The sequence below is a fragment of the Bdellovibrio sp. HCB337 genome (assembly GCF_047302465.1).
Taxonomy (GTDB): Bacteria; Bdellovibrionota; Bdellovibrionia; order Bdellovibrionales; family Bdellovibrionaceae; genus JACMRP01.
This window is the reverse complement of record NZ_CP178621.1, coordinates 1277989-1301617: the sequence shown is the minus strand read 5'-3', so window position 1 is coordinate 1301617 and position 23629 is coordinate 1277989. Positions and strand designations below refer to the sequence as shown.

Annotated in this window: 29 protein-coding genes; 16 read left to right on the top strand and 13 right to left on the bottom strand. The window is 44.8% G+C overall.

What is annotated here, in order from left to right:
• Nucleotides 1–57: 57 nt before the first annotated feature.
• On the top strand, nucleotides 58–1242 hold the full coding sequence (locus ACLWBB_RS06310) for a hypothetical protein (protein WP_413290763.1): 1185 nt from the start codon (nucleotides 58–60) through the stop codon (nucleotides 1240–1242).
• Here the strand turns inward: ACLWBB_RS06310 and ACLWBB_RS06305 are convergent.
• The 5 genes from ACLWBB_RS06305 to ACLWBB_RS06285 are packed head-to-tail and all read right to left on the bottom strand — an operon-like array spanning nucleotide 1226 to nucleotide 4524.
• Complete coding sequence (locus tag ACLWBB_RS06305; protein WP_413290762.1) at nucleotides 1226–1966, bottom strand: DUF2071 domain-containing protein; 741 nt, start codon at nucleotides 1964–1966, stop codon at nucleotides 1226–1228. The two genes, ACLWBB_RS06310 and ACLWBB_RS06305, sit on opposite strands and share 17 nt — an antisense overlap.
• 39 nt (nucleotides 1967–2005) lie before the next feature.
• Nucleotides 2006–2770, bottom strand: a complete 765-nt coding sequence (locus ACLWBB_RS06300) for a hypothetical protein (RefSeq protein WP_413290761.1) — start codon at nucleotides 2768–2770, stop codon at nucleotides 2006–2008.
• A 48-nt stretch (nucleotides 2771–2818) separates the two neighbouring features.
• Nucleotides 2819–3628: a DUF4097 family beta strand repeat-containing protein gene (locus ACLWBB_RS06295; RefSeq protein ID WP_413290760.1), complete on the bottom strand. Its 810-nt coding sequence runs from the start codon at nucleotides 3626–3628 to the stop codon at nucleotides 2819–2821.
• Nucleotides 3629–3638: 10 nt separating this feature from the next.
• The gene (locus ACLWBB_RS06290; RefSeq protein ID WP_413290759.1) at nucleotides 3639–4211 is read right to left on the bottom strand and encodes a DUF1700 domain-containing protein; all 573 of its coding nucleotides are present in this window, start codon (nucleotides 4209–4211) and stop codon (nucleotides 3639–3641) included.
• Entirely contained in the window at nucleotides 4174–4524 is a 351-nt protein-coding gene (locus tag ACLWBB_RS06285) for a PadR family transcriptional regulator (RefSeq protein WP_413290758.1), read from the bottom strand. The genes ACLWBB_RS06290 and ACLWBB_RS06285 overlap by 38 nt, the downstream gene beginning before the upstream one ends.
• Nucleotides 4525–4678: 154 nt before the next feature.
• Here ACLWBB_RS06285 and ACLWBB_RS06280 point away from each other — a divergent pair, with 154 nt between their 5' ends.
• The 8 genes from ACLWBB_RS06280 (at nucleotide 4679) to ACLWBB_RS06245 (ending at nucleotide 9880) form a co-directional block, all read left to right on the top strand.
• On the top strand, nucleotides 4679–5200 hold the full coding sequence (locus ACLWBB_RS06280) for an N-acetyltransferase family protein (protein WP_413290757.1): 522 nt from the start codon (nucleotides 4679–4681) through the stop codon (nucleotides 5198–5200).
• Between the two features lie 14 nt (nucleotides 5201–5214).
• Nucleotides 5215–5640: a GNAT family N-acetyltransferase gene (locus tag ACLWBB_RS06275; protein ID WP_413290756.1), complete on the top strand. Its 426-nt coding sequence runs from the start codon at nucleotides 5215–5217 to the stop codon at nucleotides 5638–5640.
• Between the two features lie 57 nt (nucleotides 5641–5697).
• The gene (locus ACLWBB_RS06270; protein WP_413290755.1) at nucleotides 5698–6294 is read left to right on the top strand and encodes a class I SAM-dependent methyltransferase; all 597 of its coding nucleotides are present in this window, start codon (nucleotides 5698–5700) and stop codon (nucleotides 6292–6294) included.
• Nucleotides 6295–6323: 29 nt separating this feature from the next.
• Complete coding sequence (locus tag ACLWBB_RS06265; RefSeq protein ID WP_413290754.1) at nucleotides 6324–6797, top strand: GNAT family N-acetyltransferase; 474 nt, start codon at nucleotides 6324–6326, stop codon at nucleotides 6795–6797.
• 130 nt (nucleotides 6798–6927) lie between these two features.
• The gene (locus ACLWBB_RS06260) at nucleotides 6928–7794 is read left to right on the top strand and encodes a S1 family peptidase (protein ID WP_413290753.1); all 867 of its coding nucleotides are present in this window, start codon (nucleotides 6928–6930) and stop codon (nucleotides 7792–7794) included.
• 51 nt (nucleotides 7795–7845) lie between these two features.
• Nucleotides 7846–8745, top strand: a complete 900-nt coding sequence (locus ACLWBB_RS06255; RefSeq protein ID WP_413290752.1) for an ADP-ribosyltransferase — start codon at nucleotides 7846–7848, stop codon at nucleotides 8743–8745.
• Between the two features lie 85 nt (nucleotides 8746–8830).
• The gene (locus ACLWBB_RS06250) at nucleotides 8831–9181 is read left to right on the top strand and encodes a VOC family protein (RefSeq protein WP_413290751.1); all 351 of its coding nucleotides are present in this window, start codon (nucleotides 8831–8833) and stop codon (nucleotides 9179–9181) included.
• 78 nt (nucleotides 9182–9259) lie between these two features.
• Complete coding sequence (locus ACLWBB_RS06245) at nucleotides 9260–9880, top strand: hypothetical protein (RefSeq protein ID WP_413290750.1); 621 nt, start codon at nucleotides 9260–9262, stop codon at nucleotides 9878–9880.
• Between the two features lie 3 nt (nucleotides 9881–9883).
• On the opposite strand, the gene pdxH is transcribed toward ACLWBB_RS06245, so the two are convergent.
• From pdxH to selD, 4 genes are all read right to left on the bottom strand, one after another.
• Nucleotides 9884–10474, bottom strand: coding sequence for a pyridoxamine 5'-phosphate oxidase (pdxH, locus tag ACLWBB_RS06240; protein WP_413290749.1), 591 nt, complete (start codon nucleotides 10472–10474; stop codon nucleotides 9884–9886).
• Between the two features lie 2 nt (nucleotides 10475–10476).
• Nucleotides 10477–11190, bottom strand: coding sequence for an FKBP-type peptidyl-prolyl cis-trans isomerase (locus ACLWBB_RS06235; RefSeq protein ID WP_413290748.1), 714 nt, complete (start codon nucleotides 11188–11190; stop codon nucleotides 10477–10479).
• Between the two features lie 89 nt (nucleotides 11191–11279).
• The gene (gene mnmH, locus ACLWBB_RS06230) at nucleotides 11280–12383 is read right to left on the bottom strand and encodes a tRNA 2-selenouridine(34) synthase MnmH (RefSeq protein ID WP_413290747.1); all 1104 of its coding nucleotides are present in this window, start codon (nucleotides 12381–12383) and stop codon (nucleotides 11280–11282) included.
• A complete protein-coding gene (selD, locus tag ACLWBB_RS06225; RefSeq protein WP_413290746.1) occupies nucleotides 12376–13425 on the bottom strand; it encodes a selenide, water dikinase SelD in 1050 nt (349 codons plus the stop codon). Before selD ends, mnmH begins: the two co-directional genes overlap by 8 nt.
• Nucleotides 13426–13495: 70 nt before the next feature.
• Here selD and ACLWBB_RS06220 point away from each other — a divergent pair, with 70 nt between their 5' ends.
• The 4 genes from ACLWBB_RS06220 to ACLWBB_RS06205 all read left to right on the top strand — a co-directional run bounded on the left by ACLWBB_RS06220 (nucleotide 13496) and on the right by ACLWBB_RS06205 (nucleotide 16362).
• Complete coding sequence (locus ACLWBB_RS06220; protein ID WP_413290745.1) at nucleotides 13496–13867, top strand: hypothetical protein; 372 nt, start codon at nucleotides 13496–13498, stop codon at nucleotides 13865–13867.
• 12 nt (nucleotides 13868–13879) lie between these two features.
• Nucleotides 13880–14563, top strand: a complete 684-nt coding sequence (locus tag ACLWBB_RS06215; RefSeq protein WP_413290744.1) for a response regulator transcription factor — start codon at nucleotides 13880–13882, stop codon at nucleotides 14561–14563.
• Nucleotides 14493–16001: a sensor histidine kinase gene (locus tag ACLWBB_RS06210; protein WP_413290743.1), complete on the top strand. Its 1509-nt coding sequence runs from the start codon at nucleotides 14493–14495 to the stop codon at nucleotides 15999–16001. The genes ACLWBB_RS06215 and ACLWBB_RS06210 overlap by 71 nt, the downstream gene beginning before the upstream one ends.
• 97 nt (nucleotides 16002–16098) lie before the next feature.
• Nucleotides 16099–16362, top strand: coding sequence for a hypothetical protein (locus ACLWBB_RS06205; RefSeq protein WP_413290742.1), 264 nt, complete (start codon nucleotides 16099–16101; stop codon nucleotides 16360–16362).
• Nucleotides 16363–16426: 64 nt separating this feature from the next.
• Here ACLWBB_RS06205 and ACLWBB_RS06200 read toward each other — a convergent pair whose 3' ends face one another.
• Both ACLWBB_RS06200 and ACLWBB_RS06195 read right to left on the bottom strand, forming a co-directional pair.
• On the bottom strand, nucleotides 16427–17725 hold the full coding sequence (locus ACLWBB_RS06200) for a putative Na+/H+ antiporter (RefSeq protein WP_413290741.1): 1299 nt from the start codon (nucleotides 17723–17725) through the stop codon (nucleotides 16427–16429).
• Between the two features lie 13 nt (nucleotides 17726–17738).
• Complete coding sequence (locus ACLWBB_RS06195) at nucleotides 17739–18557, bottom strand: DUF1524 domain-containing protein (RefSeq protein ID WP_413290740.1); 819 nt, start codon at nucleotides 18555–18557, stop codon at nucleotides 17739–17741.
• A 179-nt stretch (nucleotides 18558–18736) separates the two neighbouring features.
• Between ACLWBB_RS06195 and ACLWBB_RS06190 the strand changes: the two genes are divergently transcribed.
• Entirely contained in the window at nucleotides 18737–19390 is a 654-nt protein-coding gene (locus ACLWBB_RS06190) for a phosphatase PAP2 family protein (RefSeq protein ID WP_413290739.1), read from the top strand.
• On the opposite strand, the gene ACLWBB_RS06185 is transcribed toward ACLWBB_RS06190, so the two are convergent.
• Entirely contained in the window at nucleotides 19308–19991 is a 684-nt protein-coding gene (locus ACLWBB_RS06185) for a protein-L-isoaspartate O-methyltransferase family protein (protein ID WP_413290738.1), read from the bottom strand. The genes ACLWBB_RS06190 and ACLWBB_RS06185 overlap by 83 nt on opposite strands.
• 71 nt (nucleotides 19992–20062) lie before the next feature.
• Between ACLWBB_RS06185 and ACLWBB_RS06180 the strand changes: the two genes are divergently transcribed.
• Together ACLWBB_RS06180 and ACLWBB_RS06175 are read left to right on the top strand one after the other, a co-directional pair.
• Nucleotides 20063–22123 carry a site-specific recombinase gene (locus tag ACLWBB_RS06180; RefSeq protein ID WP_413290737.1) on the top strand — a complete coding sequence of 687 codons (2061 nt, stop codon included), beginning with the start codon at nucleotides 20063–20065 and terminating at the stop codon, nucleotides 22121–22123.
• 78 nt (nucleotides 22124–22201) lie between these two features.
• Entirely contained in the window at nucleotides 22202–22606 is a 405-nt protein-coding gene (locus tag ACLWBB_RS06175; protein WP_413290736.1) for a YidB family protein, read from the top strand.
• A 70-nt stretch (nucleotides 22607–22676) separates the two neighbouring features.
• Here the strand turns inward: ACLWBB_RS06175 and ACLWBB_RS06170 are convergent, their stop codons facing one another.
• Nucleotides 22677–23624, bottom strand: coding sequence for a LysR family transcriptional regulator (locus tag ACLWBB_RS06170; protein ID WP_413290735.1), 948 nt, complete (start codon nucleotides 23622–23624; stop codon nucleotides 22677–22679).
• Nucleotides 23625–23629: the final 5 nt, after the last annotated feature.

The following is a 23629-nucleotide window of genomic DNA, read 5'->3' as shown; positions in this document are numbered from 1 at the left end:
TCATTGTTCCCTCTTCTTCCAGGCACAGAACTTGTAAGGTGTTGATTAGAGGTTCTTATGAAGAGATACCAAATTCAATGGCTTATAGGCGGTCTTTTAGCTTTAACTTATGGCTCTCAGGCACTTAGTGCCGAGCTTTGCCACCAGGTATTCAGTGCCTATTCTGCGGAATACCGCCCGACCGACATTATTAAGCAATTGGGTTTGAATAAATCGGCCGCTTGGAACGAAGCTAAGCTCGGTCTTGATTTGCAAACCTCCATCGTCAGAAAACTAAAAGAACTCGGCAACACCGACCCTGTTCCGGACTCACTATTTGAAGCGCTTTCATTAATTCAAAAGACTGTGAACGAGAAGGTCAACGCGTCTCCGATCGAAAAAGGCCAAGTGCTTCGTGAGCTTCTTTCAAGTCTTCAATTAGAGACCCAATTAAAATTGAGTGAAAATCTTAAAAACGCGTTGCCAATCTATCTAGAAAAGTTGGCGTTTGAAGTTGCGAACCCTCGTACGACAGATCGTTGGGCACCGATCAAATCTTCCGAAGCTGCCCGCGCAGAAATCGCTGAAAGATTCCCTCTTGTAAAAGACCGTGCTGATCTGGCTTACCAATCCACAATGTCGGCGAATATTTTCCAAACGAAAATCGAATCTGCAGAAAATATTAAATTTACGCCGAGTCATCCAAAACCTCCTGTACAAAAACTGCAAGAGGCGGATCCTCGCATCGTTCAAACCATCAAAGACATTTATAACCTGAATCAAGATCCACAGGCCTTGGCAACTTACGTTCATGATCTAATTTACGACACGGCTGTTTTCATGGCAAATCGTGGAAAGCCAAAAGACTTAGAAAATCTGAAGTTAGGAATCATCCCACGCAAAGACGCACTTCGCGTCGTCGTCAGTCGCTTCATTTCTCGTGGTGATGAAATTGCTATTATCAAAAAAGGTAAGAGCAACGACTATGAGGGATTCCGTCTCGCTGTTTTGAAGTCTGCTATCTATGACAAGGCGTTTAGCAAAGCGAACTCGCACGGACGTGATGTCCATTTGATTCAAGTGGATTTTGCTTATTCAACAATCTACAACGCCACTGGCGGAAATACGCGTGTTTTCTGGGACTACATAGGTTCTAAAAAAGGAATTTGGTTCTGGTACGACTTGTTTGATAGCTCGAACCAAAACCCAACGCGTCCGGAAGTTTTCGGCCCATGGGTTCGCAAATTCATTCCATTCGATTAGAAGCTGAACTCAGATTCGGAATCTTATGCCATTCGTGCCTGAGATTCTCCATCAGCATGGCGCTATCAAGGCGAACCGCGCCCTTTGGAAAAATGGACTCATTCTCGTAGAGATCTACAGATGCAGAGAGGATCTCTAAGGGACGAATGCTCCAATCTAGCAGTCTAAGTTCCATCCCTTGAAAATAGGTTTGATCTTTCGAAAGTGAATATCCCACGGAACCCTTTGCAAAAAAATTCGAAGCCTCCTCAAGGTTCGCAAAAACGGAGTCTTTTGGAAAAACGTCTGAAACTCTTCCTTCAAAACTAACAATATCCTTGCCGTCTTGACAGATCTTCACGCTGTAGATTCCGTTCTCTTCATGGACCTTAAATTGACTCTTCTGAAAGATTCCAGGAAAAATACGTCCCCCAGCCCAATAGTTAAACTGTGAAGCTGTATTGCGTTTGGGAATAAATACGCCTTCGTGTTTTTGATCCTTACTCTCCCACTCGACCGCAATTCTGTGGGCAGCATTTTCAGAGTCGATACCAAAAAATGACGGAGCATACTGGGGCCTTAGATTCGAGAACCGAATCATACAAATTCCGCCAACTCCGACACCCTTGTAAAGACGTGGTTTAAACCGTGGCGGCAAAAACTTCTCTAAGTATTGTGGGTCGATTGTATAATTCAAAAGAATTCGACGTTCCAAAGTGCCGGTGATAACAGGTAGCTGTATCATTTTACTCTCCCTCGATTGCCGAGACATACTAGATTTTTTTTAACAGCGCCCCTCTAACACAATGCCGGATACACGTGAATGGTTCAGATAAAAGATAACCGGTCTTTTATCACTCTTAGTCGTTAGGTGAACGCGCAGTGTTCTTTGGCGATTTTCTGTAGTTTGAAAGATTTGTAAGTAAACCTGATCCGAGATCGACAAGATAATATACTTTTCTTCTTTAGTCCTAAAAACCTTCATTTTTCCATTGGCGTACTTTTCACTATAGAGGGGCGCTCCGGAGCCATAAATGGTAACACAGCTTCCTGGAGCAACATCTCCATTAGACCCGTCAAATGCCAATCTCAAGCGAACATGGTGTTTTTGTCCTTTTAGCTCCACGTATCCGTAAAAAAACCCTGTGAAGCGACTTGGTTCAGTCGTTGTCCACGTGGTCAATGGGATCGCCTGTTTTAACTCTTCGTCGATAGGAATATTCAACTTTTCCTCAGCCACTTGCTCACCCGTTTTTTCGAACGGGGTCGGTTGTGGCTTGTGTTCTTGCTGGATCTGAATCGGCGTTGCTTCCACCACTAGCGTGGGTGCTGGGGAAGGCTGTGAGGTTTCTGGTACAGATGTCTTGATTGGTGGCGTTGGAGATACTACCGGAGTTGGTTCATTGTCATCGGGGTCTTCTAGATGGACGGTCTCTTCTTGCGCATTCAAACTATCCGAAGTCTCGCCCAACTCGTACTCCTCGTCTGAACTCATTTTAACCCAGACGAGTGCCAGCAAGATGACGACTATAATAACAATCTTCCTCATACCTAAAGCCTTTCGGATGTGCCCCGAAATTGCAAGGTTTTATGAGTATTATCTAGCCTGAACCTCAATATCCCCGCTGACCGTGCTTGCTGTGACTTTTGTGACAGCGTCTTTTTTGCTCCCGAAAGGATTGATGATTTCACCAGAAACACTTTTCAATTCAAACTGAGAATTCTGCAAATTTGGAGAATGGATTTTAATATCCCCAGACGTCGATTTTGCCTCAATACGGCCCTCTTTGGTGTTTTCTAAGTCGATATCACCAGAGACACTCTTGACCTCAATCCACTGACTTACTGCCTTTGTGACAGAGATATCGCCGGAAATAGTCACGATGTGAATTTCATCAGATGCCAAGTCTTTTAAAGAAAAACCACCACTGACTGAGTTGCTACGAAGCGACTTCAACTTATTCGCAGGGACTTGCACCGTCAAAGACACATCTTTGATTTTTTTCCCTTCGTCACTCACAAAAATTTCTTGGCCGTGAATTTCGGTCGTCAAAAGGTCTTTGCTATTTTCATTTCCGGCAAAACCTCTAGCAATAAGGTGATACTTGTCGTCCGCGGATTTTACGAAAGTAACATCGACACTCTTTGCAGAGATATTTAGTTGGCTTGCGCTGCCGTCAAAGTCCCAAGTCTTATTCACAGCTGCATAGTCCGCGTCATCCGCCGTCAGGATAGAAAAACCTGAATCAGAAGTGTCGATATGAACATTAAAATGCTTGGCAACTTGATTTACGACCTCTGGATTTGCAGCTTTCGCTTGCTTGGTTGCATAGCCAGCCAAAGAGAATGACAAGATGGTGAAAATGAATACGCCTACAAAGATTTTAGATAGATTAATGTTTTTCATATTAGAAATCCTATTTAGCAAGAATGAATTTTAAGTTCCACTGCAAGTAATTGATCACAGCCAAAGCCAAAAACTTTGTTAGGCTATACATGACGATCAAGCCCATAACGGCCAACCCCAAAATTCCCAAGCTAGTAAAAATAACTGCAATCATGGCCCACAAAGTCCCACCGGAAGTGACGACTCCTGGAACGACTCCAAAAAGTGCCAATGCGACAGCGGCGATAGCTCCGCTTACAGACCACCCGGCGAATACCAACGAAATAATTATGACGGCTGGAATGAATAAAAAGATAAAGTTGAAAGGAGCAATGATAAAGAGGCGTCCAATACTGTTAATAACGGTGCCCCAAGGAATACCCGCATCCTCTGCCTTGACCTTTTTAATCATTGCTTCAGTTTCATGTGCTTGAGCAATCAGGTCTGGCAATCCTAACTTACGAATGACTTCATCGTCTGTCTTGCCAGCTTCAAGCGCATGCGCAAAGTGTTCTTTATAATCGGCGATGATCTCTTCGACATTGCCGACATTTCTTTTCTCAAGTTCAATTTTTAGTGATTTTAAATAATCTTGTTGGTTCATTTGTCTTTCCACCAATTAGTTTTTCAATTTGCTGATTAAATTCGGCCCACTGCTTAAATTGTTCTTTCTGGAACTCTTTACCGGCCTTGCTTATACGATAATACTTTCGCGGCGGTCCTTCTGAGGACTCCCGCAAATAGGTTTCAAAATACCCTTCTTCCGTCAATCGACGCAGAATCGGATATAAAGTCCCCTCGGAAATCTCCAGAACCTTTGAGATCTCCTCGACCAGCTCATAGCCGTAATAGTCTTTACGGCCAATCAAGGTCAGGACACAAAGCTCTAGAACCCCTTTTTTAAATTGGGCATTCATATTTATGCTCCCTAGTAATGGGTACTGTATATTGCTAGGTACTGTGTATTGTCAAGTAGTGGACTTTAAAAAAATGCAGTTATAGCGAACCTGCTGAAATAATTATCAATTCTTGCTTGCTCCAAATGCGTCCCCGGAGCAAGATACTACCGTTATGCAAGAATTTACGATCCGAAGAGCCCTCAGTGGCGATGAAGAAACTCTCGCAAATGTTCATGTTCAAGCCTGGCAAGAGGCTTATAAGGGGCTAGTCCCCCAGGCCTATCTGGATGCGCTCCCCTCAGAACTTACGGAAAGAACTGAAAACTGGAAACGCTCTTTAGTAAATGCAAAAAGATGGATCTGGGTCGCGACGGTTTCAGATAAAATCGTTGGATTTACTATCTTCGGTCTGCCCCGCGATGAAAACCGCGAAACTTTTATTGAGCTTGGCGCTATCTACCTTTTAGAGAAATACAAAAACAAAGGGATTGGCTTTGCGCTTTTATCAGCAGGCTTCAAACTGATGAGTGAACAAGGCTATCAAAAAGCCTACTGCTGGGTTCTTGAAAATAATCCAACGATTCGTTTCTATGAAAGATCGGGCGCCACGTTCTCAGGCCAAAAGAAGCCAGACGAAATCGGCGGGAAATCCTTTAATGAACTTGCATATGAGTGGGATTCACTGAAGCTCTAACGACAGGGGAAATTATGGAGTGGAAAAAAGACACTTACATTGTCAGCGACGATACAACACTTCTGGATGTCGATGCCATTCACCGATTTTTGACGAATTCCTATTGGGCCAAAGGCAGAACCAAAGAAACCGTCGCAAATAGTATCAAGTCCTCTTTCACAATCGGTATGTTTCAAAATAAAGAGCAAGTGGGCTTTGCCCGTGTCATTACGGATTATTGTACGTTTGCTTATTTGTGTGACGTATATGTTGAGGAAGCCCATCGCCAAAAACGCCTGGGCCATTTTCTGATGGAATGTTTATTCCAGCATCCAAAACTGACTTCCGTAAAATGGCTGCTAAAAACGTCTTATTCACAATCGCTCTACAGAGATTTTCATTTTAAAGAAATCGAAACCACTGCTGGATGGATGCTGCGCACAGTCCCGCCACAATCTTAGAATAGGAATTGGTTTTTGAGACTTGATTGCTCGGGGTTTTAGTCATAACTTTTGACTGTGGATCAACCGACTCTAAAAGCTTATTCCGACAAAGCAAGCACTTACAGCCAAGATTGGCTGACTCAGCCAGAGCCTACGGACATGTATCAACTTTTGCAGAAGTATTTTACCTCTGGCGGTACCACCGTTGATATCGGTTGTGGCAATGGCCACGATGCCGAGTGGTTACGACAGCAGGGATTCAAGGTTCAAGGCTTTGATTCTTCATCAGAGCTACTAACCATCGCCACAAATTTATTTCCCAAAATTAAATTTGGCCAAGCCCTTCTACCCGCTCTTTCAGAGATTCAAGAACAGTTCGACAATATTTTATGCGAGACTGTAATCATGCATTTGCCACTGAAGCAAATTCCTGAAGCTCTTCAAAATCTTAAAAGACTTCTAAAAAGCTCAGGCATTCTTTATCTTTCTTGGCGCGTGACGGAAGTGACTGATGCTAGACATAACGACGGGCGATTGTACTCGGCGTTTGAGCCTTCTTATATTTTGGATCAATTTCCTAAAAATTCGATACTGCACTTCGAAGATAAAACCAGTACAAGCTCTGGCAAAAGAGTCTGTCGCTTGATTTATCGTGCTGAACAAAGCGATTAGCTTCAAAAAACGAAACGAGGATTTGCCTTATGATTAAACTAAGAAAAATGACCTCTGAAGAGTATACCGAATATAGAAAATTCTCTGTCGCAAACTATGCCGACGAAAAACAAAAAGGCGAAGGTCTTACGCCAGAAGAGGCTTTAAAAGTCGCTCAAGACTCTTACGAAAGACTTCTTCCTCAAGGTTTAGAGACCCCGGATCAATTTCTTTTTTCAGTGATTGAAGACGCCACACAAAAGCCAGTGGGTATGTTGTGGTTTGCGAAAAAATCCCAGTCGGGAAAAATATATGCCTTCATCTACGATGTTGTTTTAAATCCTGAAAAACGCGGACAGGGTTTAGGAAAACATCTGATAGCCCTTATGGAGGAAGAAGCTCGCGCTCTCGGATGCAAATCCGTGGGACTCCACGTCTTTGGCCATAATACGGCTGCCATAGCGCTCTATGAAAAGTCAGGCTTCCACACCACCAACAGGATGATGAAAAAAGACTTCGTCTAATGAAATTAACAGCTTCTTAAATGGGATCATCTGAAGATTTTGCATAATAGGCAGTCCTTAGAGGCCTTTTTTAGGGATTTCAGGTAGGTTTCTTCCTGAATTTCCAAGCTTTTTTTCCAGCAGGACGTCGATGAAAGTATTCACTAAAACACTCTCTAGCCTTCTCGTCTTGAGCCTTCTGACAGCCTGCCAGAAGGACGACGCGCATTTCGACAGGACACTGGCAGGCACTCAGACGTCTGGAGTTTTTGGCGGCGAAGACGCTGCTCCGAACGAGCTCCCGTTTTTAGTGAATATCTGGTTAAATAGTCCCAAAGACATTTTCAATGATCATCTCTGTGGCGGAAGCCTGGTTCATAAAAAGTGGGTTTTAACCGCAGCTCACTGTGTTCTTGAAAGAGCCACAGACAAAAACGCGGGCTTTATCAATATTTCTGAAATGAAGCTCTTCATCGGTAGTAATAAAATTTCTGGCGAAGGTGGCCGCGAGCTCAAAGCAAAGTCTATCTTGATTCATCCCGATTTTTCTTGGCCAAAACACGATGTTGCGTTGATCGAGCTTGAAGCAGAAGTTCATAATGTCACTCCAGTCGTTTTAAACACGAACGATTTGGATAGTTCCCCCTCCCCTCTTACTGCGATTGTCATGGGTTGGGGACTGGTAGATAATAAAGGACACCAAGCAGAAGACCTTCAAAAAATTACTCTTCCTTTGATCACCCGCGCAGAATGTACCAAAGACTCTTACGTTCAAAAACGCGGGTGGACTATTGAAGCTGACACTCTTTGCGCTTCAACCTCCAACAACACCCGCTCTGCTTGCTCTGGCGATAGTGGCGGCCCCTTGGTGCAAAAGACAGGCGACCACTATGTGCAAGTCGGAATTGTCAGCTGGGGCACCGGCTGCCTGGGACGCAATCCTTTAGCTAAATCCAATGTTGAAGGCTACGCTAACGTCGCAGACGCCTACACTTGGATTCAATCCGTAATTCAGTAACCTCATTTGTATCCACAGTTTATGGCACCGAATTTGTAGTCTTTGTTTTCTATGAAACCAACACCCATTGAAGTAAAATATAGGGCCCCATCACTGTCAGTATTTTTGACAGTTCTTGCCATTATGGGCCTTGTGCAATTCTATGGGAGCGCTGCCTTTGCGGCTCCATCTTGCAGCCAGGTCTTTGCAGACTCATCGAAAGCTATATCAAACCTTCCAAGTGGAAGGGCGATCGACTTCAAGGCTTATTCTGCAGAACCAGAAGCAATGGCGCTCTATAACGTCTTTTTTCAAAAGTCTAAGCAGGCCCATCTCACAGGGACCGGTGGAATGGCCTTGGGAAGTGTCTATAGCCATGTTGAGTATTTGAATAGCACCCTACGCCTTTTACAACCAACGCACCCTCTGCATAAATTGTCTGAGTTGGAACTAGCTTCACTGGTGGAATATTCCGAATGGGGCTATCAAAACGTTAATACTTATCTTTGGAATCCAAAAAAGGCCCAGCTATCCGCTGAGGAAAGTAAAATGGCCGAGGCTCGAATACTGATGATTGTGTCAGCCCTCAATAAGCTTCCCACTTATAAAGGCATTGTCTATAGGGGTGATTTTATCAGCTTCCAGTCTGCATTCAAAGAAGCGCACAAGTACTACGACTCACTTCCTGAAGTCGGCGGCATTCATACCTTTTTAGGTTTCACGAGTACAACAGAGGGAAAGTCTCCAGCTTCTAGAAAAGAATATATTGAAAATGCGGCTCTCTCGTATGTTATTAAAAGTAAAAGTGGACGCAGCATTAAAGATGCCTCTACACGCAAAAATGAGGAAGAGGAAGTTCTCTTCCTACCCCAAAGCAAATTTCGAGTGATCAAAAAGGAACGCGTCCCAGTCGAGCCAACGGATGAATACCCGTTTACTGAGCGTTTCGTCATCCATCTTGAAGAGATCTAAAAGACGCGCGAAGAAACTCTGAGTCACAGTTAAAGTCAGAGCAAATCTACTTGCAACCCACGACAAAACCTCGCACCGTAGTTTCATGAAAGTAAAACGTATCGTTGCAAATATCGAGACCACGAAAATGGCTTCTGCAAAGAAGTTCTATGGCACTATCCTCGGACTCGAATTATTGATGGATCATGGATGGATCAAAACTTACGGGTCTTCTGCAAAGATGCAGACACAAATAAGCTTTGCCTCGCAAGGCGGATCTAAAACCCCAGTTCCAGATCTCTCTATCGAAGTGGATGATGTCGACGAAGCTTTCCGCCGAATGAAGAAAGGACGATTCAAAATCGAATACCCCCTCACCGAAGAACCTTGGGGTGTAAAACGCTTTTTCGTACGCGATCCTTTTGGGAAACTCGTCAATATTCTTGAGCACATCTAACAGACCTTGGCCCAAATGAAACTACTTCTTATTTACACTATAAATCAAAGGTGGTTTTATTAGATTTTAGGGGGATTCATGAAATTGATCACTGCACTTTGTGCTTTTATTTTAGCCTATACAGGAACTGCAAACGCCTCTTTGAAAATCGGCCTTAGTGTCGGATACAGCCCCAACTATATGGTGAATCTTTCAGGTGGCGGGACCTCTTCAGGGACGCCATACAATGCGACTTATGCATTGAACTACAATTCTACGACTGAATTTGGTATTGACGTATGGAGTGTGCAGCCGAACTCCTGGGGCTTCATCAGCGGCTATCAAAATAGCGGCGCCCGAAAGTTCTACTCAGGAACAGCCAATGGTTTTCCAATACCTTCAAGCTCTGATACCTCCACTTACCAAACACACTTTCTCTATGGCGGCACTGCTTACCGATGGGAATCGTTCTATATTCCGTTGGCTCTTACTTATGGCATGACGAAGTTTACTGAGGCCACATCCTCGACATCGACCGCAACAACTAAAAATGGCGTCGGTGCACATCTGGGCATGGGCTGGTTTTTCAATGAAAACTTTGTCATCGAATACATTGGCCGTTCTGCAACGACAGAATTGAAAGCCACTGGCAGTTCCGGCAGCGAAACTACAACTGGAACTGTCGCATCAGCATTGTTAAGTTTGAAGTATTTCTTTTAAGAACTATGGCGCACGCATAAATGTGCGCCAGCTACCATCAGCTTGGCGTTGATACACGTAGCGTTCGTGCAGACGGCCGGTTTTACCGAACCAAAATTCGAATTCTTCAGGAACGATGTGATAGCCACCCCAATTCTCTGGGCATGGTACTTCTTGGCCATCGAAGGATTTTTCATACTCAGCAACACGTCTTTGGAAATACTCAGTCCCAGGGATTTCTTGGCTCTGATTCGAAGCCCAAGCGCCTATCTGACTTAAGCGGTTGCGAGTCTTGAAGTAAGCTTCGTTCTCGGCACGAGTCAGCTTGTGGACTTTGCCCGAGACACGAATTTGTTCCCAGTCTTTAGCGTAATAGAAATTCACGCAAACCTGATTGTTTTGCGCAATCGCCTTACCTTTACTGGAATTGTAATTGCCATAAAAAGAAAGACCTCCGCGAATGAGTCCTTTGTAGTAGACGATTCTAACGGAGGGCTTAAGGTCGGCTCCGACTGTTGCCAGAGCCATCGCATTGTGCTCGGGCTCCCCTCGGCGTTTCGCCTCTTCGAGGAGCCTTTCTAAGTGTAAAAATGGATCTACACTTGTATCAAACACGATTACTTTTTCTTAGCTGGTTTTTCAGCTGGAGCCGCTGGAGCTGCACCGGCTTTAACGATCTCAACCAACTCAACATCGAAAACCAATACTGAGTTTGCTGGGATACCAGGACGGCCAGAAGCACCGTAAGCAAGTTCTGGTGGGATGAAAAGTTTGTACTTAGCGCCAACTTTCATCATTTGAAGAGCTTCAGACCAGCCAGGGATAACACCTTGAACTGGGAACTCAGCAGGTTGACCACGGTCCAAAGAAGAATCGAACTTAGTTCCGTCGATCAAAGTACCAGTGTAGTGAGCTTTTACAGTGTCAGTCTTAGTTGGCATTTTGCCATCGCCTTCTTTTTCAACTTTATATTGAAGACCAGAAGCCGTAACTTTCACACCTTCAGCAGACTTGTTCTTTTCCAAGAACTCAGCGCCTTTTTTCTTGTTCTCTTCAGCTGCTTCTTGTTGCTTCTTCATAGCAGATTCTTGAAGCTTCATCATTGCTTGCTGAATTTCTTCTTTAGTCATTTTGCTATCGCCTTTGATAGCATCTTTCATAGCCATAGCCATAACATCAGCATCGATTTCGATGTTCTGTTGTTTCATGTTGCCACCGATTTGTTGTCCGATCGCGTAGCTAGCTTTCTTCTGATCTGTATCCAATTTTTTGGTACATCCAACGGCGATCACTAATCCTGCAGCGGCGCCCGCAATAACCAACTTTTTCATTGAGTCTCCTGTTTGTTCATCCTTGTTTCTTGTTGTTTTTAAAACTTCAACATCACAATCTTTAAACAGAATTCTCTTTTTTCAAAGAGTTAACATCCCGCGCGAAAATTTCGAAGATGCTCAAGTACCTCAGGTCCCGACCCTCGGAAATGCACTCGAGGTTGCCTGCGGGACCAACTTTGCTGATAGAAAGGGTCGTAATAATAGCTCAAAAGTTTGGCAATCCAGGCTTTATTCACCTCAAGGTTCCGTCCGCGAAGGTACTCGCTCTCGGAAACTGCTAAATCTTGCAGCACTTCTTGAGCTCTCAGTCCACCCAGTTTTTTAGAAATATCCCGCACAGATCGGCGAAAGGCTGTGAAAATCCGAAGGGCCTCTTCGACAGAACCGTTCCCTAAGGCCGTGTTTGCGACGTAATCCTGATAGATATTCTCTACGCGCTGATCAAAGCTTTCCTCGATAAAGATCACTTCAGACGCCCGCATTTTAGCAAACACACTCTCTGGCAATGCACAGTGCCCGATCAAACGGCTTTCATCTTCGAACAGAACCCTTTGGCCTTGAGCCTTCTCTTTGAGCTTCAAAAGATTCACGGCCAACTTGTTTTCAAAATCAATTTGTGTCGGCTGCGGGATCGCCCAAGCGCCAAACGCCGAGCCCCGGTGGTGAGCAATAGCCTCTAAATCCACACTTGGATAGAAGGTCGCCGCCTGATTCAGGATGTGAGTTTTAGCACTCCCCGTAGGACCCGAAAGCAGGACAAAATCTGATTGCGCAGAGAACTGTTCGATTTCCTGACGTAAAAAATTACGAGCCTTCTTGTAGCCACCGACGATCAAGGGTCTATCAATGCCTGCGTCCTTCAGCCACCCTTGAGTAATCTGCGAACGCAAGCCCCCACGAAAGCAATAAAGGACAGCCTGTGGCTCCTTGCGGATCTGCTCGGCCCACATCTTCATTCGAAGCTCTTTTACTTTTCCAGAAATGAGTTCGTGCCCCAAAGTAATGGCGGCTTCACGCCCGGCCTGCTTATAGGTCGTCCCCACATGAGCACGTTCTTCATCATACATAATGGGAAGATTGATCGCCCCCGGCAGCGCCCCTTGGGCAAATTCCACCGGCGCTCTGACATCAATCAGAGGAGTTCCCTGGCGGAATAGTTCAAAAAAAGAAGGCTCACTAATATTACTCAAAACTCACCAAGAAGTCGTCTGGGGGTCGCACTTCGCCGATAATTGCCGTGTGTGGGAAGGCCCCTTTAAGCTGACCTACTAAATGAGGCGCAAGATCTTTTCGCACAGAGAGTAACAAGCCCCCACTCGTCTGAGGATCATGAAGAAGAAGATTTTGCAAAGCCGATAGCCCGTCCGTCTTTACAGCGCTTTCCGTGTAAGCGGCGTTGCTACGATGAGCTTTCGTCAAGAAGCCCTTTTCCAGAAACTCCATGGCACGCGTAAATTTTGGCAAAGCTTCAAAGCGCATCTGCAAACTGACCTGACTGGCTTTTGCTAGCTGCATACTATGACCGGAAAGACCAAAACCAGTAATATCAGTCGCGGCGTGGATCGCGTTCAAAGACTCGGTATCTAAAAAATCCACCACGTTATTAAGCGTCCCCATGCTAGTGGTCGCCTCAGAAATATCCTGTTCGGTCGCTTCGCGGCGCTTAAGAGCTGCCGTCATCGTTCCGGTGCCAAGCGCTTTTGTCAGGATCAAGACATCTCCTGCTTGCGCTTTGGCGTTGGACCAAACTTTTTCAGGATGCACAAAGCCCGTGACCGACAGACCAAATTTCAAAGTATCATCGTCAATCGAGTGACCACCGACGAAGTTGGCTTGAGCTTCACTAATCACGTCGCTGGCCCCTTGCATGACCTCGACAATGACACTTTCAGGCATACTTGCGATCGGGAATGCTAAAATCCCCATCGCCGTTTTGGGTTTTCCACCCATGGCATAAACATCACTTAAAGAATTTGCGGCGGCAATACGTCCAAACAAGCGCGGACTATCAACAATCGGAGTGAAAAAGTCCAAGGTTTGCACCATCGCGATATCATCAGTCACTTTGTAGATGGCGGCATCATCAAATAAACCACCATCAACCAGAAGTTCTGTATGTGCTTTGGGAAATCTCACTTGAGAGAGGATTTTACGAAGTTCGGAGGCCGCCACTTTCGCAGCGCACCCGCCTTTTTGAACGGTTTGGGTCAGGGCAATGCTTTCTGAACTCATAATGAAGCATCCTAACGAGTCACTTATTGCACTGCAATTGAATTCTGGCACAATGAGGATCGGAGGGTTCATGAAGGAATTTTTTATAGCGACAGTTTTGGCACTAACCTTACCTATGATCTCCGCAGCTCAGAGCACAAAAAAGGGAAAACTCAGCACGGATCTTTATGAAAAAGACAAATCTGAGTCCTCGATCAGCGGCAAAGTGAAGGCCGTTCGTGAAGTCCAAGAGGAGACTGAGGTCTTCATCGACACCAAAGGCAATAGCGGCCCTTACCTTTTGCCTCAAAATATTAAGAACCGAGCAAAACTGATTCAGATCCTGAACAAGAGTCAAAAGCCTGGCGGCCCTACTGTGACCATCAGCATCGACGAGCAGGATCATATAAAATCCGTTGAAGAAAACGAGAGTTCCGTTAAAAAGATGGACATGGACCTATAAAAGAAAGAACTGATGCGAATTCTGGTAGTTGAAGATCAAATCAAGATGGCCAATTTCCTTAAAAAAGGCCTGAACGAAGTCGGTTATGCCGTCGATGTCGCTGAAAGCGGTATTGCGGCCGAGTCCTTCATGGCTCAAGGCGAATACGACTTGGTAGTTCTTGATGTCATGTTACCGGATCAAAACGGCATCGATACAGCTCGGCACCTTCGCCGCGATGGTTTTGAAGGTCCAATCCTTATGCTGACGGCTCTTGCTACGACCAAGGATAAAGTAAACGGCCTTGATGCTGGAGCTGATGACTATCTGACAAAACCTTATTCGTTTGATGAACTCTTAGCTCGCGTTCGCGCACTGCTTCGCCGCAAATCCTCTTCTACTGGTGGCGGAAATTCTTTCTTGCAGTACGCGGATCTTGAGTTGGATCTTATTCATCGCAAAGTTCGTCGTGCTGGCCAAGAACTCAGTCTGACCACGAAAGAGTTTGCACTGCTAGAGTACTTGATGCGCAATGCGGACCGCCCTTTGGGACGTGTTTCTATCGCTGAACACGTTTGGGATATTCACTTTGATTCCGAAAGCAACGTCATTGATGTTTACATCAACATGCTTCGTAAAAAAATAGATGCGCCTTTTTCTAAAAAACTCATCCACACGGTGGTGGGCGTTGGTTACGTTCTTAAAGAAAATTCTTAACTCATTTAGCAGACTCAGCATCCGTCTTCGCCTGACGCTGACTTTTGTGGTGATCTTCGGAACCACGACGATTCTGTTTAATACATTTTTATTTTTATTCATGATTCAAACCCTGCAGCAGGATTTCGACGATGCCCTTTTCAACTACTCCGTCGACGTTTCTGAATCGATCGAAATCGGCATCAAAGGGGACTTGAAGTTTCCGCCACTAAAATTGGATACTGGAAAGGTTCTTCCTTTCCCCCTTGGAACGGCATTGATTCAAGTCATTCATAGTTCCGGCACTGTCCTTGCCCGTGTCGGAGACTTCGGGGATTTCAATCCTTCATTCAAAAAAGATTTTGAACGCCTTAGTCACGGCGAAGAAGAAACTTATCGCACAATCTCAAATATCAGTAAGATCCCTTCAGCCGAAGCGGACTCGTACCGCTTGATCAGCGTGCCTTTAGACAACTCCACTTCTCCGCAAGTAATTCTGCAGATCGCAGTCCCGATGACTCTGTTGGATACCCAAATTGCGAATCGATTGACGATGTTGCAAATCGGTATTCCGTTAGTCCTTTTGATTGCAACTCTGGGTGGTCTTTTCTTCTCGTCCCGCGCGCTGGCTCCAGTAAAAAGTATGATTAGCGCCGCTCAAGGTATTGATGCCAGTGAGCTGAGTCAGCGTGTCCCCGTACCTTCTGCGAATGATGAAATTAAAAAGCTATCTCTGACTCTGAATGAAATGCTAGCCCGTATCCATCAAGCCTTTCAGAGCCAAGAGCGTTTCGTCGCTGATGCCTCTCACCAGTTGCTGACACCACTGACGATCATGAAGGGTGAAATTGAAGTTATGCAAAAGCATGAGTTCAATCAAAAAGACGTCGATGGTTTCTTAAAGAGCTCCCTGCAAGAAATCGATACTCTGACTAAAATCGTCAAAGATATGTTGCTACTTGCTCGTGTAGATGCGGGACTTGGCGCTTTAAGTCTGGAAGAGCTTCACTTAGATGATATGGTGCTTGAAGCGATCAGCCGTGTTGAGAAAGTTGCGAACGCCAAAAACATTCGTTTAAAGTTTGATATTCTCGATGAGGCTGAGGGACGCAAAACCGTGCGCGGTGACTATGATTTACTACTCAATCTTCTCATCAATGTGATGGAAAATGCGATCAAGTATTCTCCAGAGAACGAGATGATCTCTATTAGCCTGATCTGGCAAAAAGATATCAGCAAAGTGGTCGTCATGGATCATGGTGTTGGAATTCCAGACGAACAGCTGCCTTATATTTTTGAGCGCTTTAGTCGAGGTTCGAATGCAGAGCGAAATGCCAAAGGCTTCGGCTTAGGTCTGGCGATTGCTCAGAAAATCGCCATTCTTCACCACGCTAAGCTCTATGCTGCTAACAATACTAGCAAAGGCGCGCAGTTTCATTTTGAGATTAAAAACATTTAATCTGTATTTAATCTCGATTTTACCTTTCATTGATAACCTGATTACGTTTTCAGGAACAAATTCGTTCCGAATTACATGTAAACCAAATGGAGGTTTTATGAAAATCGTATCTATCGTAATCGCTTTGGCTTTCGCTGGTGTTGTTGCTCAAGCTAACGAACCTGCTGCTCCTGCAGCTCCAGCTGCACCTGCGGCTGCTGCTCCTGCTGCTGAAGCTAAAAAAGAAGAAAAAGCTGCTAAAAAAGAAAAGAAGCACAAAAAAGGTCACAAAGCTGACAAAGCTGCTCCAGCTGCTGACGCTGCTGCTGCTCCAGCTGCACCTGCTGCTGCTCCTTCTGCTACTCCAGCTCCAACTAAGTAATTTTAGTTGTCGCAGAGACAGTGAAAAAGGGAACTCGCAAGAGTTCCCTTTTTTTTTGCTTTTGTTAGTGAGGAAGATACCAAAGACAAACAACAGCAACGGCTGTTGGCACCAGTGCCGCGACGAAAAGCTTAATGGGATTTACGTTTCCGCCTGGGAAACGAGGATTCAAAATACTAAAGCCCGCAGGATTTGGCGCATTCGCAATCACAGTCAGTCCCCCACCCGCAATCGCACCAGCAACCAAGGCATAACGAGATTCCACCGAAAGAGTTGGAACTTGCGCACCTAAGTAAGTCAAAGCCGCATTATCAGTGATCGCCGTCAACGCCGTGGCCCCTTTGAATAGCAATGCGTCTGACATAGATGATAGCAGGGGCTCTAACCACCATTTTTGGTAAGCACCAAAAACAATAATGCCGCCTAAGAAAAAGGCGACTAATAAACTCTCTCGTAAACGCAAGTGATCCTGATACTGACGAGTCACCGTTGTAAGACCTAAGAAGAAGAGAAAGACTCCCATGAACACACTCATGTAGTGAGCGGTTACAACGAGCATCACTAAGAACAGCAAATGTAAAACAGTCACGCCAAAAGGAATTGCCGGCCCCTTTTGATCTTGTTTTTTGTCGGCTTCATAAAGGCTATAGCAATATTGCTGAATATCTTTTCTGAAATACAAAACTAAAATCAAAGCGTTGATCACAACAGTCGCAATGCTCTTCAACCCAAAATGCTGAAAAACGAAGGCAAAGTCCCAGCCCCACTTCCCTGCCACCATCAAAATTGGCGGAGCTGCATACGGAGTCAGCGCTCCACCGACCGAGACATTCACAAACAACACACCCATCAGAAAATAGGCAAGACGTGCCGGAGGACTGTGAAACATCGAAACCAAAAGTAAAGCCGTCACCGTCATCGCTGCAGGCTCTGTAATGAAGCTTCCACTGAGAGGTCCCAACGTCAGCACTACAAAAATGTCAGTCATTTTCTCGGGAGTGCGGAAGACTTTACGGAGCAAAGCACTCACGAATTGAATGCCGTCACGAGCAACACCTAAAACCGGTCTTGTTGCCGCCATCACCATGATACAGAACACAAACAAAGGCTCTGTAAAATTCAAGCTCTCTTGATATTCGACGGTCGCCTTCGCTCCGCTGAGAGCCACCATGATGCTTAAAAAAATCGCCGCCCAAAAACCAAAGACGATTTCGATTTCGCTCATGAGATGCAAAAATCCATGCATTATTGAGTTTTTCGGAAAGTGATGCGAAAGATTCAAAATCTTCTGTACAAGAAAAGTGTGTACGATAGCGACGGCAAACATCACCGTCCCCAATATTTCAATGGTCGTCGGATTCATCAGAGGTCCTTATTTACTGAGCAGCCTTGCACAGGCCCATATTATCAAGAATACCTTGGCGTTGTTGGCTGAGCTCTTGAGCTGTCATCACTAAATCAGCAGCCTGGCATTGGTGCTGCTTAGCCAAATCAGAAATAGCGTCGGCCTCGGAAGGAGTCATCGCTAAGTTCCAGATCAACTTAATTTTAAGCCAGATTTTTAAATACTCGCACGCATACGCCGCATTTGGCGGCATGAATTTTTCCGGAGTGCGGTCCCCTTTTTTCATGTTGTCGGGACCGTTCACTGCCATCAGATGATATTCATTGGACATGAAGTTCGCATACAGACAACGCTTGTTCGCATTCCACTTCCAGCCACCACTGACATAAGAGTTTTTCAACGCCACAACGTGATCGATTTGAATATCCGCAGCATCACGATATTGACGGTTAGAATAGGGATCATTCCAAAGCCCATTTTTAACCGTGCAACCATTCGACGCAAAACTGACAGGAATTTCAGAGGATCTAATCAAAACTTTGGCTCTGGTATTATAGCAAGTGCCATCGTTGCGATCACGCACCCAGGTCCCGTACTGACTTTTACGATTGTAAGGAGTCGCCGGGTCTTCCAACTCTTCTTCGTGATGGTCCCAAGCCATTAAATTTAAATCCGCAATTTTTCTGCGGGCTGCGACTTCGACGACTTCCGAAAAAGTTTCCAGAGGATTCATCGAGGCTTCTTGGATTTTCGCATTTTGATCTTGGACAGTGTAATAGTCTGGGGCCCACGCGCTGGCGGAAAGAGAACTTGCTAGAATGATTTTGAAAAGAATCAGCTGTTTAGTCATTCGATGCGCCATTAAAACTCCAATTCCTTTTAGAGTTGAGTAGCCCTAAATACATTTAAGGCGACGGACTCTCGTCTAGGCAAGCTTTTATTTTGTCAGGAAATTTTCAACAGTTAAGGATTATGTTACATGGATATCCGTTGCTTCCCACAGACATCTTTTTTGGTTAGCATGGTCGCATGACATATCCTACGCGCCGTATTCTGACTGTCAGCATTCTTGGTTTTTCCCTAGCTTTGATTGCCGCTTTAACCTTAGACCAAAGTGTGGCTCTGTATTTTAAGCGCCCTGAACTTCAATGGATTTGGCTGAAAGCACGCACAATTACCAACGTGGGACTGAGTGAGCACTACTTCGTCACCGTTATTTTGCTATATATTTTTGCAAAGTGGGTTCGCCCGCAGTTTATGCATCTTCGGATCTGGGCTCGGAACTTTTTCTTTGCACTGATTGTATCAGGCGTTTTTGTTCACATATTTAAATTCGTCGTTGGCCGTCAACGTCCCCATAAGAGCGTTGATTTCGATCCCTATGTCTTTCACCCGTTCACGACTCATTGGGATTTTCATTCCTTTGTCTCTGGGCATACGCAAGTGATGTTTACGGTTGCCACGATGATGTCTTTGGCTTTTCCGAAGGCACGCGTAGTGTTTTTAGCCATCGCCGCATTCTTTGGTCTTACCCGAGTCATCATTCACGATCATTTCTTAAGCGATATCTGCGGAGGCGCCGCCGTTGGTTATATCGGAACTATGACTGCGATTTACTGGGTTCATCTCTGGTTGAACCGGTCATCGGTACGAAATGACAAGGAACTCTCTGCACGCATGTAAAACTGTCTTGCTGCTTTTCTAGAACCTGCAGTTCATCCATGCCCCATAAACCTTCTTGAACATAAATCACTTTGCCACCGTCTTGCAGCTGGCGACTCACGAAATCCGGAAGGCTGGGAGCAGCGGCAGTAAAAATCATGCGATCATAAGGAGCGTCCGGAGCCCATCCCTCTCCGGCATCACCAATGATCACTTGCACATTTTTTATGTCATGATTTTCAATCGCAATTTTTGCGCTTCTTGCGACCTCGGGGATAATTTCCATGCTGACGACAAGCCCTTGTTCGCCAACTAAGTAAGACATCAAGGCAGCATTCCAGCCACTTCCAGCTCCAACTTCAAAAACTTTTTGTCCTTCATGCAAATTTAGAAGCTCTAAAAGATACAAAACAAAGCTCGGCTGTGAAATCGTCGAACGCATCGAATCTTTTTTATACAGCGGTAGTGCGCTATCAATGTAGGCTTCTTTGAGCGAATAACGAGAAGGAACGAAATGGTGGCGTGGATACTTATAAAAAGCTTCCACAATCCTATCAGAAATATCATGAAAGCGACGAGTTTTTAGTATCAAATTCTCTTGAAGCTTTTTTAAATCTTCCATTTTTTTATATTAACACATGGCAAAAGTCCTGAAGTCTTGTCTGTGTGACAGAATCACATCATAATTGACAGATGTTGCAAAAAACCCGCGAACTGATCACGAAATGGTCACTCGCTCCTCATTCACGTCGTAACCTTGATGATTTGCTGAGTGCCCCACCGACACCTGAAGCTTTGTTGCGTAAACGTCTTGAGTGGTTGACGGATTTAATTCAGTGGATTCGCAGTCCGGGCGTCATTAAAACCGATTTGGATTTCCAAAGCGGCCACCCGCAAGCACTTCGTGCGAAGTATCTTCTTTTTGTTCTTGAGCGCAATCCCGCATGGAAAAAAAATGTCGCGGTCTTGCTTCGTTCTATTATTCATGACACCAGCGCCTTAGATCTTTTTGTAAATGCAGGTATGGCAAACCAACAAGGTTTTAGTGGCGAATTATTAGAGCGTATACACTATAAACTTTTGCCACAAGCTCCGAACTACGCGAACTTAGCTTCTTTCTTTAGCCAAACCTTCCAAAAAGAAGAAGATTATGTGTGGATCTCCCAGCTTGATAAAAAAGTCTTCGAAGATTTTCTGAATCTATTTTCTTTTGAAGACTATTCTGCCGGAGAATGGAACTCCCTGATTGCCGATGCGAAAGATGCGATTCTGCTACTAAGCACGCAAGTCAGTGGCGCGGGACTCTCGACCGCAATTCGAAGCCGTGTGACTAACAAAAACTTTAAACAGCTGCCATTTTTTGAATTACCGCTTTTGGCGCAGAAAATGGTTGAAGTTCAAGACTCTGATCAACGCCTCGTTCTGGCTTTGCAGCTGGAAAAACTCGTAGATCGCTGCCAACTAGCTATTTCAGAAGTTTATACTCACCTTAATGAATATGGTGTCAGTATCAATATCGTCTTCTTGCTGGATCGAATGGAAAGTCAGCTTCGTCGTATCCGCAATCTGATCGAGCTTGTACTCAGTCACGAAAGAAATCCCGAAGCGGTTTCTCAGTTTGTTTCTACGTTGATGGTGGAAAACGTCCGTCTTCATAAGTTTGGCGCCCTTTTTGCCGATAATCTTGCTTTGATCTCTAAGAAAATCGTAGAGCGCAGTGCTGAGACTGGCGAGCACTACATCACTCGCAATCGTGCTGAATACATGTACATCTTGCGTAAAGCGATCGGCGGTGGCGTTCTTACAGCTATCACCACTTTGGTGAAGTTCTTGATGTACAAATTGCCGGCGTCGATTTTCTTTCACGGCTTTTTTGCATCGCTCAACTACTCTATCAGTTTCGTCGCGATTCAATTGATGGGCTATACGTTGGCAACAAAACAGCCAGCAATGACAGCCCCAGCCTTAGCGGCCAAGATGCACAAGGTCAACGATCCTGAAGCACTTGAAAAGCTTGTCGACGAAATCATTCACTTGATGCGTTCTCAGTTTATTGCGGTCCTTGGTAACATCTACGCCGTGGTTCCAACCATGATTCTGATTTCTTTTGCATGGTTCTTTGCGCTTCATCATCACCTTCTTCCAGCAGACAAAGCTCACCACACCATTGAATCATTATCGATTTTAGGCGGCATGATTCCATATGCAGCCTTCACGGGAATCTTACTATGGGTTTCAAGCGTCATGGCGGGCTGGGTGGATAACTGGTTCGTGTATCACAAAATGAACTCGGCTATCTCTCAGAACCGTCGTATGGTTTTCGTTTTTGGCGAGGGCGGGGCTAAAAAAATTGGTCTGTTCTTCAGAAAAAACATCTCTGGCTTCGCCGGCAACATCTCTTTAGGATTTTTCTTAGGCCTGATCCCCGTCTTTGGAACTTTCTTGGGACTTCCGATCGATGTCCGTCACGTCACTCTGTCTTCTGGATCATTAGCGGCTGCCGTCGTAAGTCTTGGCCACAATGTATTTTCCACTTGGGATTTTTGGTTTGCAGTCTTTGGCATTCTGATTTGCGGTTTCTTGAATGTCTCTGTGGCTTTCAGCATGTCTATGTTTATTGCTATTCGTGCACGTAAAGTAAAGACGCCACAAAGAAAACAAATTTACAAAGCCGTTGTCATGCGTTTAAAAAAACAACCTATGAGTTTGTTTTATCCCAAAAACACGACAACAGATGGAAAGAATCTTCACTAGATTTTCTATTACCCGCGAACGACCTCTCTTAAACTCAATCTGTCAAACGTCCATAGAACTTCTCTTAAGGAGGAATTTATGAGCATGATGGATAGCATCCAAGAAAAAGCTGCCGGCATATTGGGATCTTCAAACACTCAAGTCACTCAAGCCATTTCAAAAATTATAGACGCATCGGGTGGCATGGATGGACTTGTAAAAAAATTCCAAGATAAAGGCCTTGGTGATGTTGTTCAGTCTTGGATCAGCAGTGCTCCAAATAAATCTGTAACATCAGACCAAATCATGAATGTATTGGGACCCGATCTCGTGCAAAGAGTTGCAAGCAAAGTCGGAATGACTCCTGAAAGCCTGAGCCAACAGGTTGCAACTTATCTGCCGCTTTTAGTGGATAAACTCACTCCGAACGGCATGATCCCGCATGAAGGTTGGTGGGCTCGCAGCCTAGATAAAGCCAAAGAATTCTTTGGCATGAAACACTAAGCCTTTAGCTGGCAAAATACTTCGGAGACTCTCACTCTTCACGAGTGGGAGCGTCTCCTTTTTTTATCAGTTAACACTCGTCAGGTTTTAAGCGTGCAATTTCGTTTTTGAAGAAGCTCACGAAGGATTTTACTTTTTGGTTTTTAACTTTGAGTTTCGGATAGACGAAATACAAAGGCACGTTTTTGACCCGCCACTCCGGCAACACTTGCACAAGAGATCCTTCTTTAGATTCTGGGTTCGCAACGACCCAAGGCAAAATACCAATACCTTGATGATCCAATAGGGCCAACTTTAAAGTCTGCGGCAAATTCACACTGAGGGCGCTGCGAATCGCGATCTCTTTGGTTTCATTTTTCGACGAGGTTAACGGCCAAACAATTTCGGCCTCATCATTATTATTGAGTTCAATGAGAAAATGATTTTTGAGATCTTCGACGTCTAAAGGTGTCCCGTTTCTTTTTAAGTACTCGGGACTTGCAAAAAAGAGCATATCCATTTCAGCAAGTGTGACCGCAATCAAGGTTTCTTGTCGAACCGGGCCAACATTGATCGCTAAATCAAAATCTTGTTTCAGCAATGGCAAGGTCTTATCCGTAAACTGAATATGAATTTTCACTCCAGGAAATTTTTTTCGGAACTGACCTACAATAGTCATCATAGGCCCCATACCCAACCCGCTTGGCACTGCAATCTTTAATTGCCCGCTAAGTTCCGATTGCGGAGATAAGTTATTATCAAGCTCAGAAATCATTTCTGATAGATGGCCACCTACCAGGTTATAGATTTTCTGCCCTTCTTCTGTCAGTACAACACTGCGAGTATTTCTTTTCAGCAAAACATGGCCGACTTTCTTTTCGAAAGAAGTCAGCTTACGGCTGATTTTTGATTTTGGAATTTGCAAAAAGCGCGAAGCGGCAGACAAACTGCCCTCTTGCACGACTCTGACAAAATAATGAATTTCATTGAGGTCCAGCTGATTAAGTTTCACACGTTTATCTTGCGAGATTTTACCCATACAAA

Bases quoted from the DNA above. Each gene is read 5' to 3' on its own strand.
- ACLWBB_RS06290 (WP_413290759.1), bottom strand. From the start codon at position 4,211: ATGAACCAACAAGATTATTTAAAATCACTAAAAATTGAACTTGAGAAA.
- ACLWBB_RS06250 (WP_413290751.1), top strand. From the start codon at position 8,831: ATGAAAGTAAAACGTATCGTTGCAAATATCGAGACCACGAAAATGGCT.
- ACLWBB_RS06175 (WP_413290736.1), top strand. From the start codon at position 22,202: ATGAGCATGATGGATAGCATCCAAGAAAAAGCTGCCGGCATATTGGGA.
- ACLWBB_RS06185 (WP_413290738.1), bottom strand. From the start codon at position 19,991: ATGGAAGATTTAAAAAAGCTTCAAGAGAATTTGATACTAAAAACTCGT.
- ACLWBB_RS06310 (WP_413290763.1), top strand. From the start codon at position 58: ATGAAGAGATACCAAATTCAATGGCTTATAGGCGGTCTTTTAGCTTTA.
- ACLWBB_RS06180 (WP_413290737.1), top strand. From the start codon at position 20,063: ATGTTGCAAAAAACCCGCGAACTGATCACGAAATGGTCACTCGCTCCT.
- ACLWBB_RS06300 (WP_413290761.1), bottom strand. From the start codon at position 2,770: ATGAGGAAGATTGTTATTATAGTCGTCATCTTGCTGGCACTCGTCTGG.
- ACLWBB_RS06200 (WP_413290741.1), bottom strand. From the start codon at position 17,725: ATGAATCCGACGACCATTGAAATATTGGGGACGGTGATGTTTGCCGTC.
- ACLWBB_RS06280 (WP_413290757.1), top strand. From the start codon at position 4,679: ATGCAAGAATTTACGATCCGAAGAGCCCTCAGTGGCGATGAAGAAACT.
- ACLWBB_RS06170 (WP_413290735.1), bottom strand. From the start codon at position 23,624: ATGGGTAAAATCTCGCAAGATAAACGTGTGAAACTTAATCAGCTGGAC.
- ACLWBB_RS06245 (WP_413290750.1), top strand. From the start codon at position 9,260: ATGAAATTGATCACTGCACTTTGTGCTTTTATTTTAGCCTATACAGGA.
- ACLWBB_RS06295 (WP_413290760.1), bottom strand. From the start codon at position 3,628: ATGAAAAACATTAATCTATCTAAAATCTTTGTAGGCGTATTCATTTTC.
- ACLWBB_RS06195 (WP_413290740.1), bottom strand. From the start codon at position 18,557: ATGACTAAACAGCTGATTCTTTTCAAAATCATTCTAGCAAGTTCTCTT.
- ACLWBB_RS06235 (WP_413290748.1), bottom strand. From the start codon at position 11,190: ATGAAAAAGTTGGTTATTGCGGGCGCCGCTGCAGGATTAGTGATCGCC.
- ACLWBB_RS06210 (WP_413290743.1), top strand. From the start codon at position 14,493: ATGCGCCTTTTTCTAAAAAACTCATCCACACGGTGGTGGGCGTTGGTT.
- ACLWBB_RS06285 (WP_413290758.1), bottom strand. From the start codon at position 4,524: ATGAATGCCCAATTTAAAAAAGGGGTTCTAGAGCTTTGTGTCCTGACC.
- ACLWBB_RS06220 (WP_413290745.1), top strand. From the start codon at position 13,496: ATGAAGGAATTTTTTATAGCGACAGTTTTGGCACTAACCTTACCTATG.
- selD (WP_413290746.1), bottom strand. From the start codon at position 13,425: ATGAGTTCAGAAAGCATTGCCCTGACCCAAACCGTTCAAAAAGGCGGG.
- ACLWBB_RS06305 (WP_413290762.1), bottom strand. From the start codon at position 1,966: ATGATACAGCTACCTGTTATCACCGGCACTTTGGAACGTCGAATTCTT.
- ACLWBB_RS06255 (WP_413290752.1), top strand. From the start codon at position 7,846: ATGAAACCAACACCCATTGAAGTAAAATATAGGGCCCCATCACTGTCA.
- ACLWBB_RS06205 (WP_413290742.1), top strand. From the start codon at position 16,099: ATGAAAATCGTATCTATCGTAATCGCTTTGGCTTTCGCTGGTGTTGTT.
- ACLWBB_RS06215 (WP_413290744.1), top strand. From the start codon at position 13,880: ATGCGAATTCTGGTAGTTGAAGATCAAATCAAGATGGCCAATTTCCTT.
- ACLWBB_RS06260 (WP_413290753.1), top strand. From the start codon at position 6,928: ATGAAAGTATTCACTAAAACACTCTCTAGCCTTCTCGTCTTGAGCCTT.
- ACLWBB_RS06190 (WP_413290739.1), top strand. From the start codon at position 18,737: ATGACATATCCTACGCGCCGTATTCTGACTGTCAGCATTCTTGGTTTT.
- ACLWBB_RS06275 (WP_413290756.1), top strand. From the start codon at position 5,215: ATGGAGTGGAAAAAAGACACTTACATTGTCAGCGACGATACAACACTT.
- ACLWBB_RS06265 (WP_413290754.1), top strand. From the start codon at position 6,324: ATGATTAAACTAAGAAAAATGACCTCTGAAGAGTATACCGAATATAGA.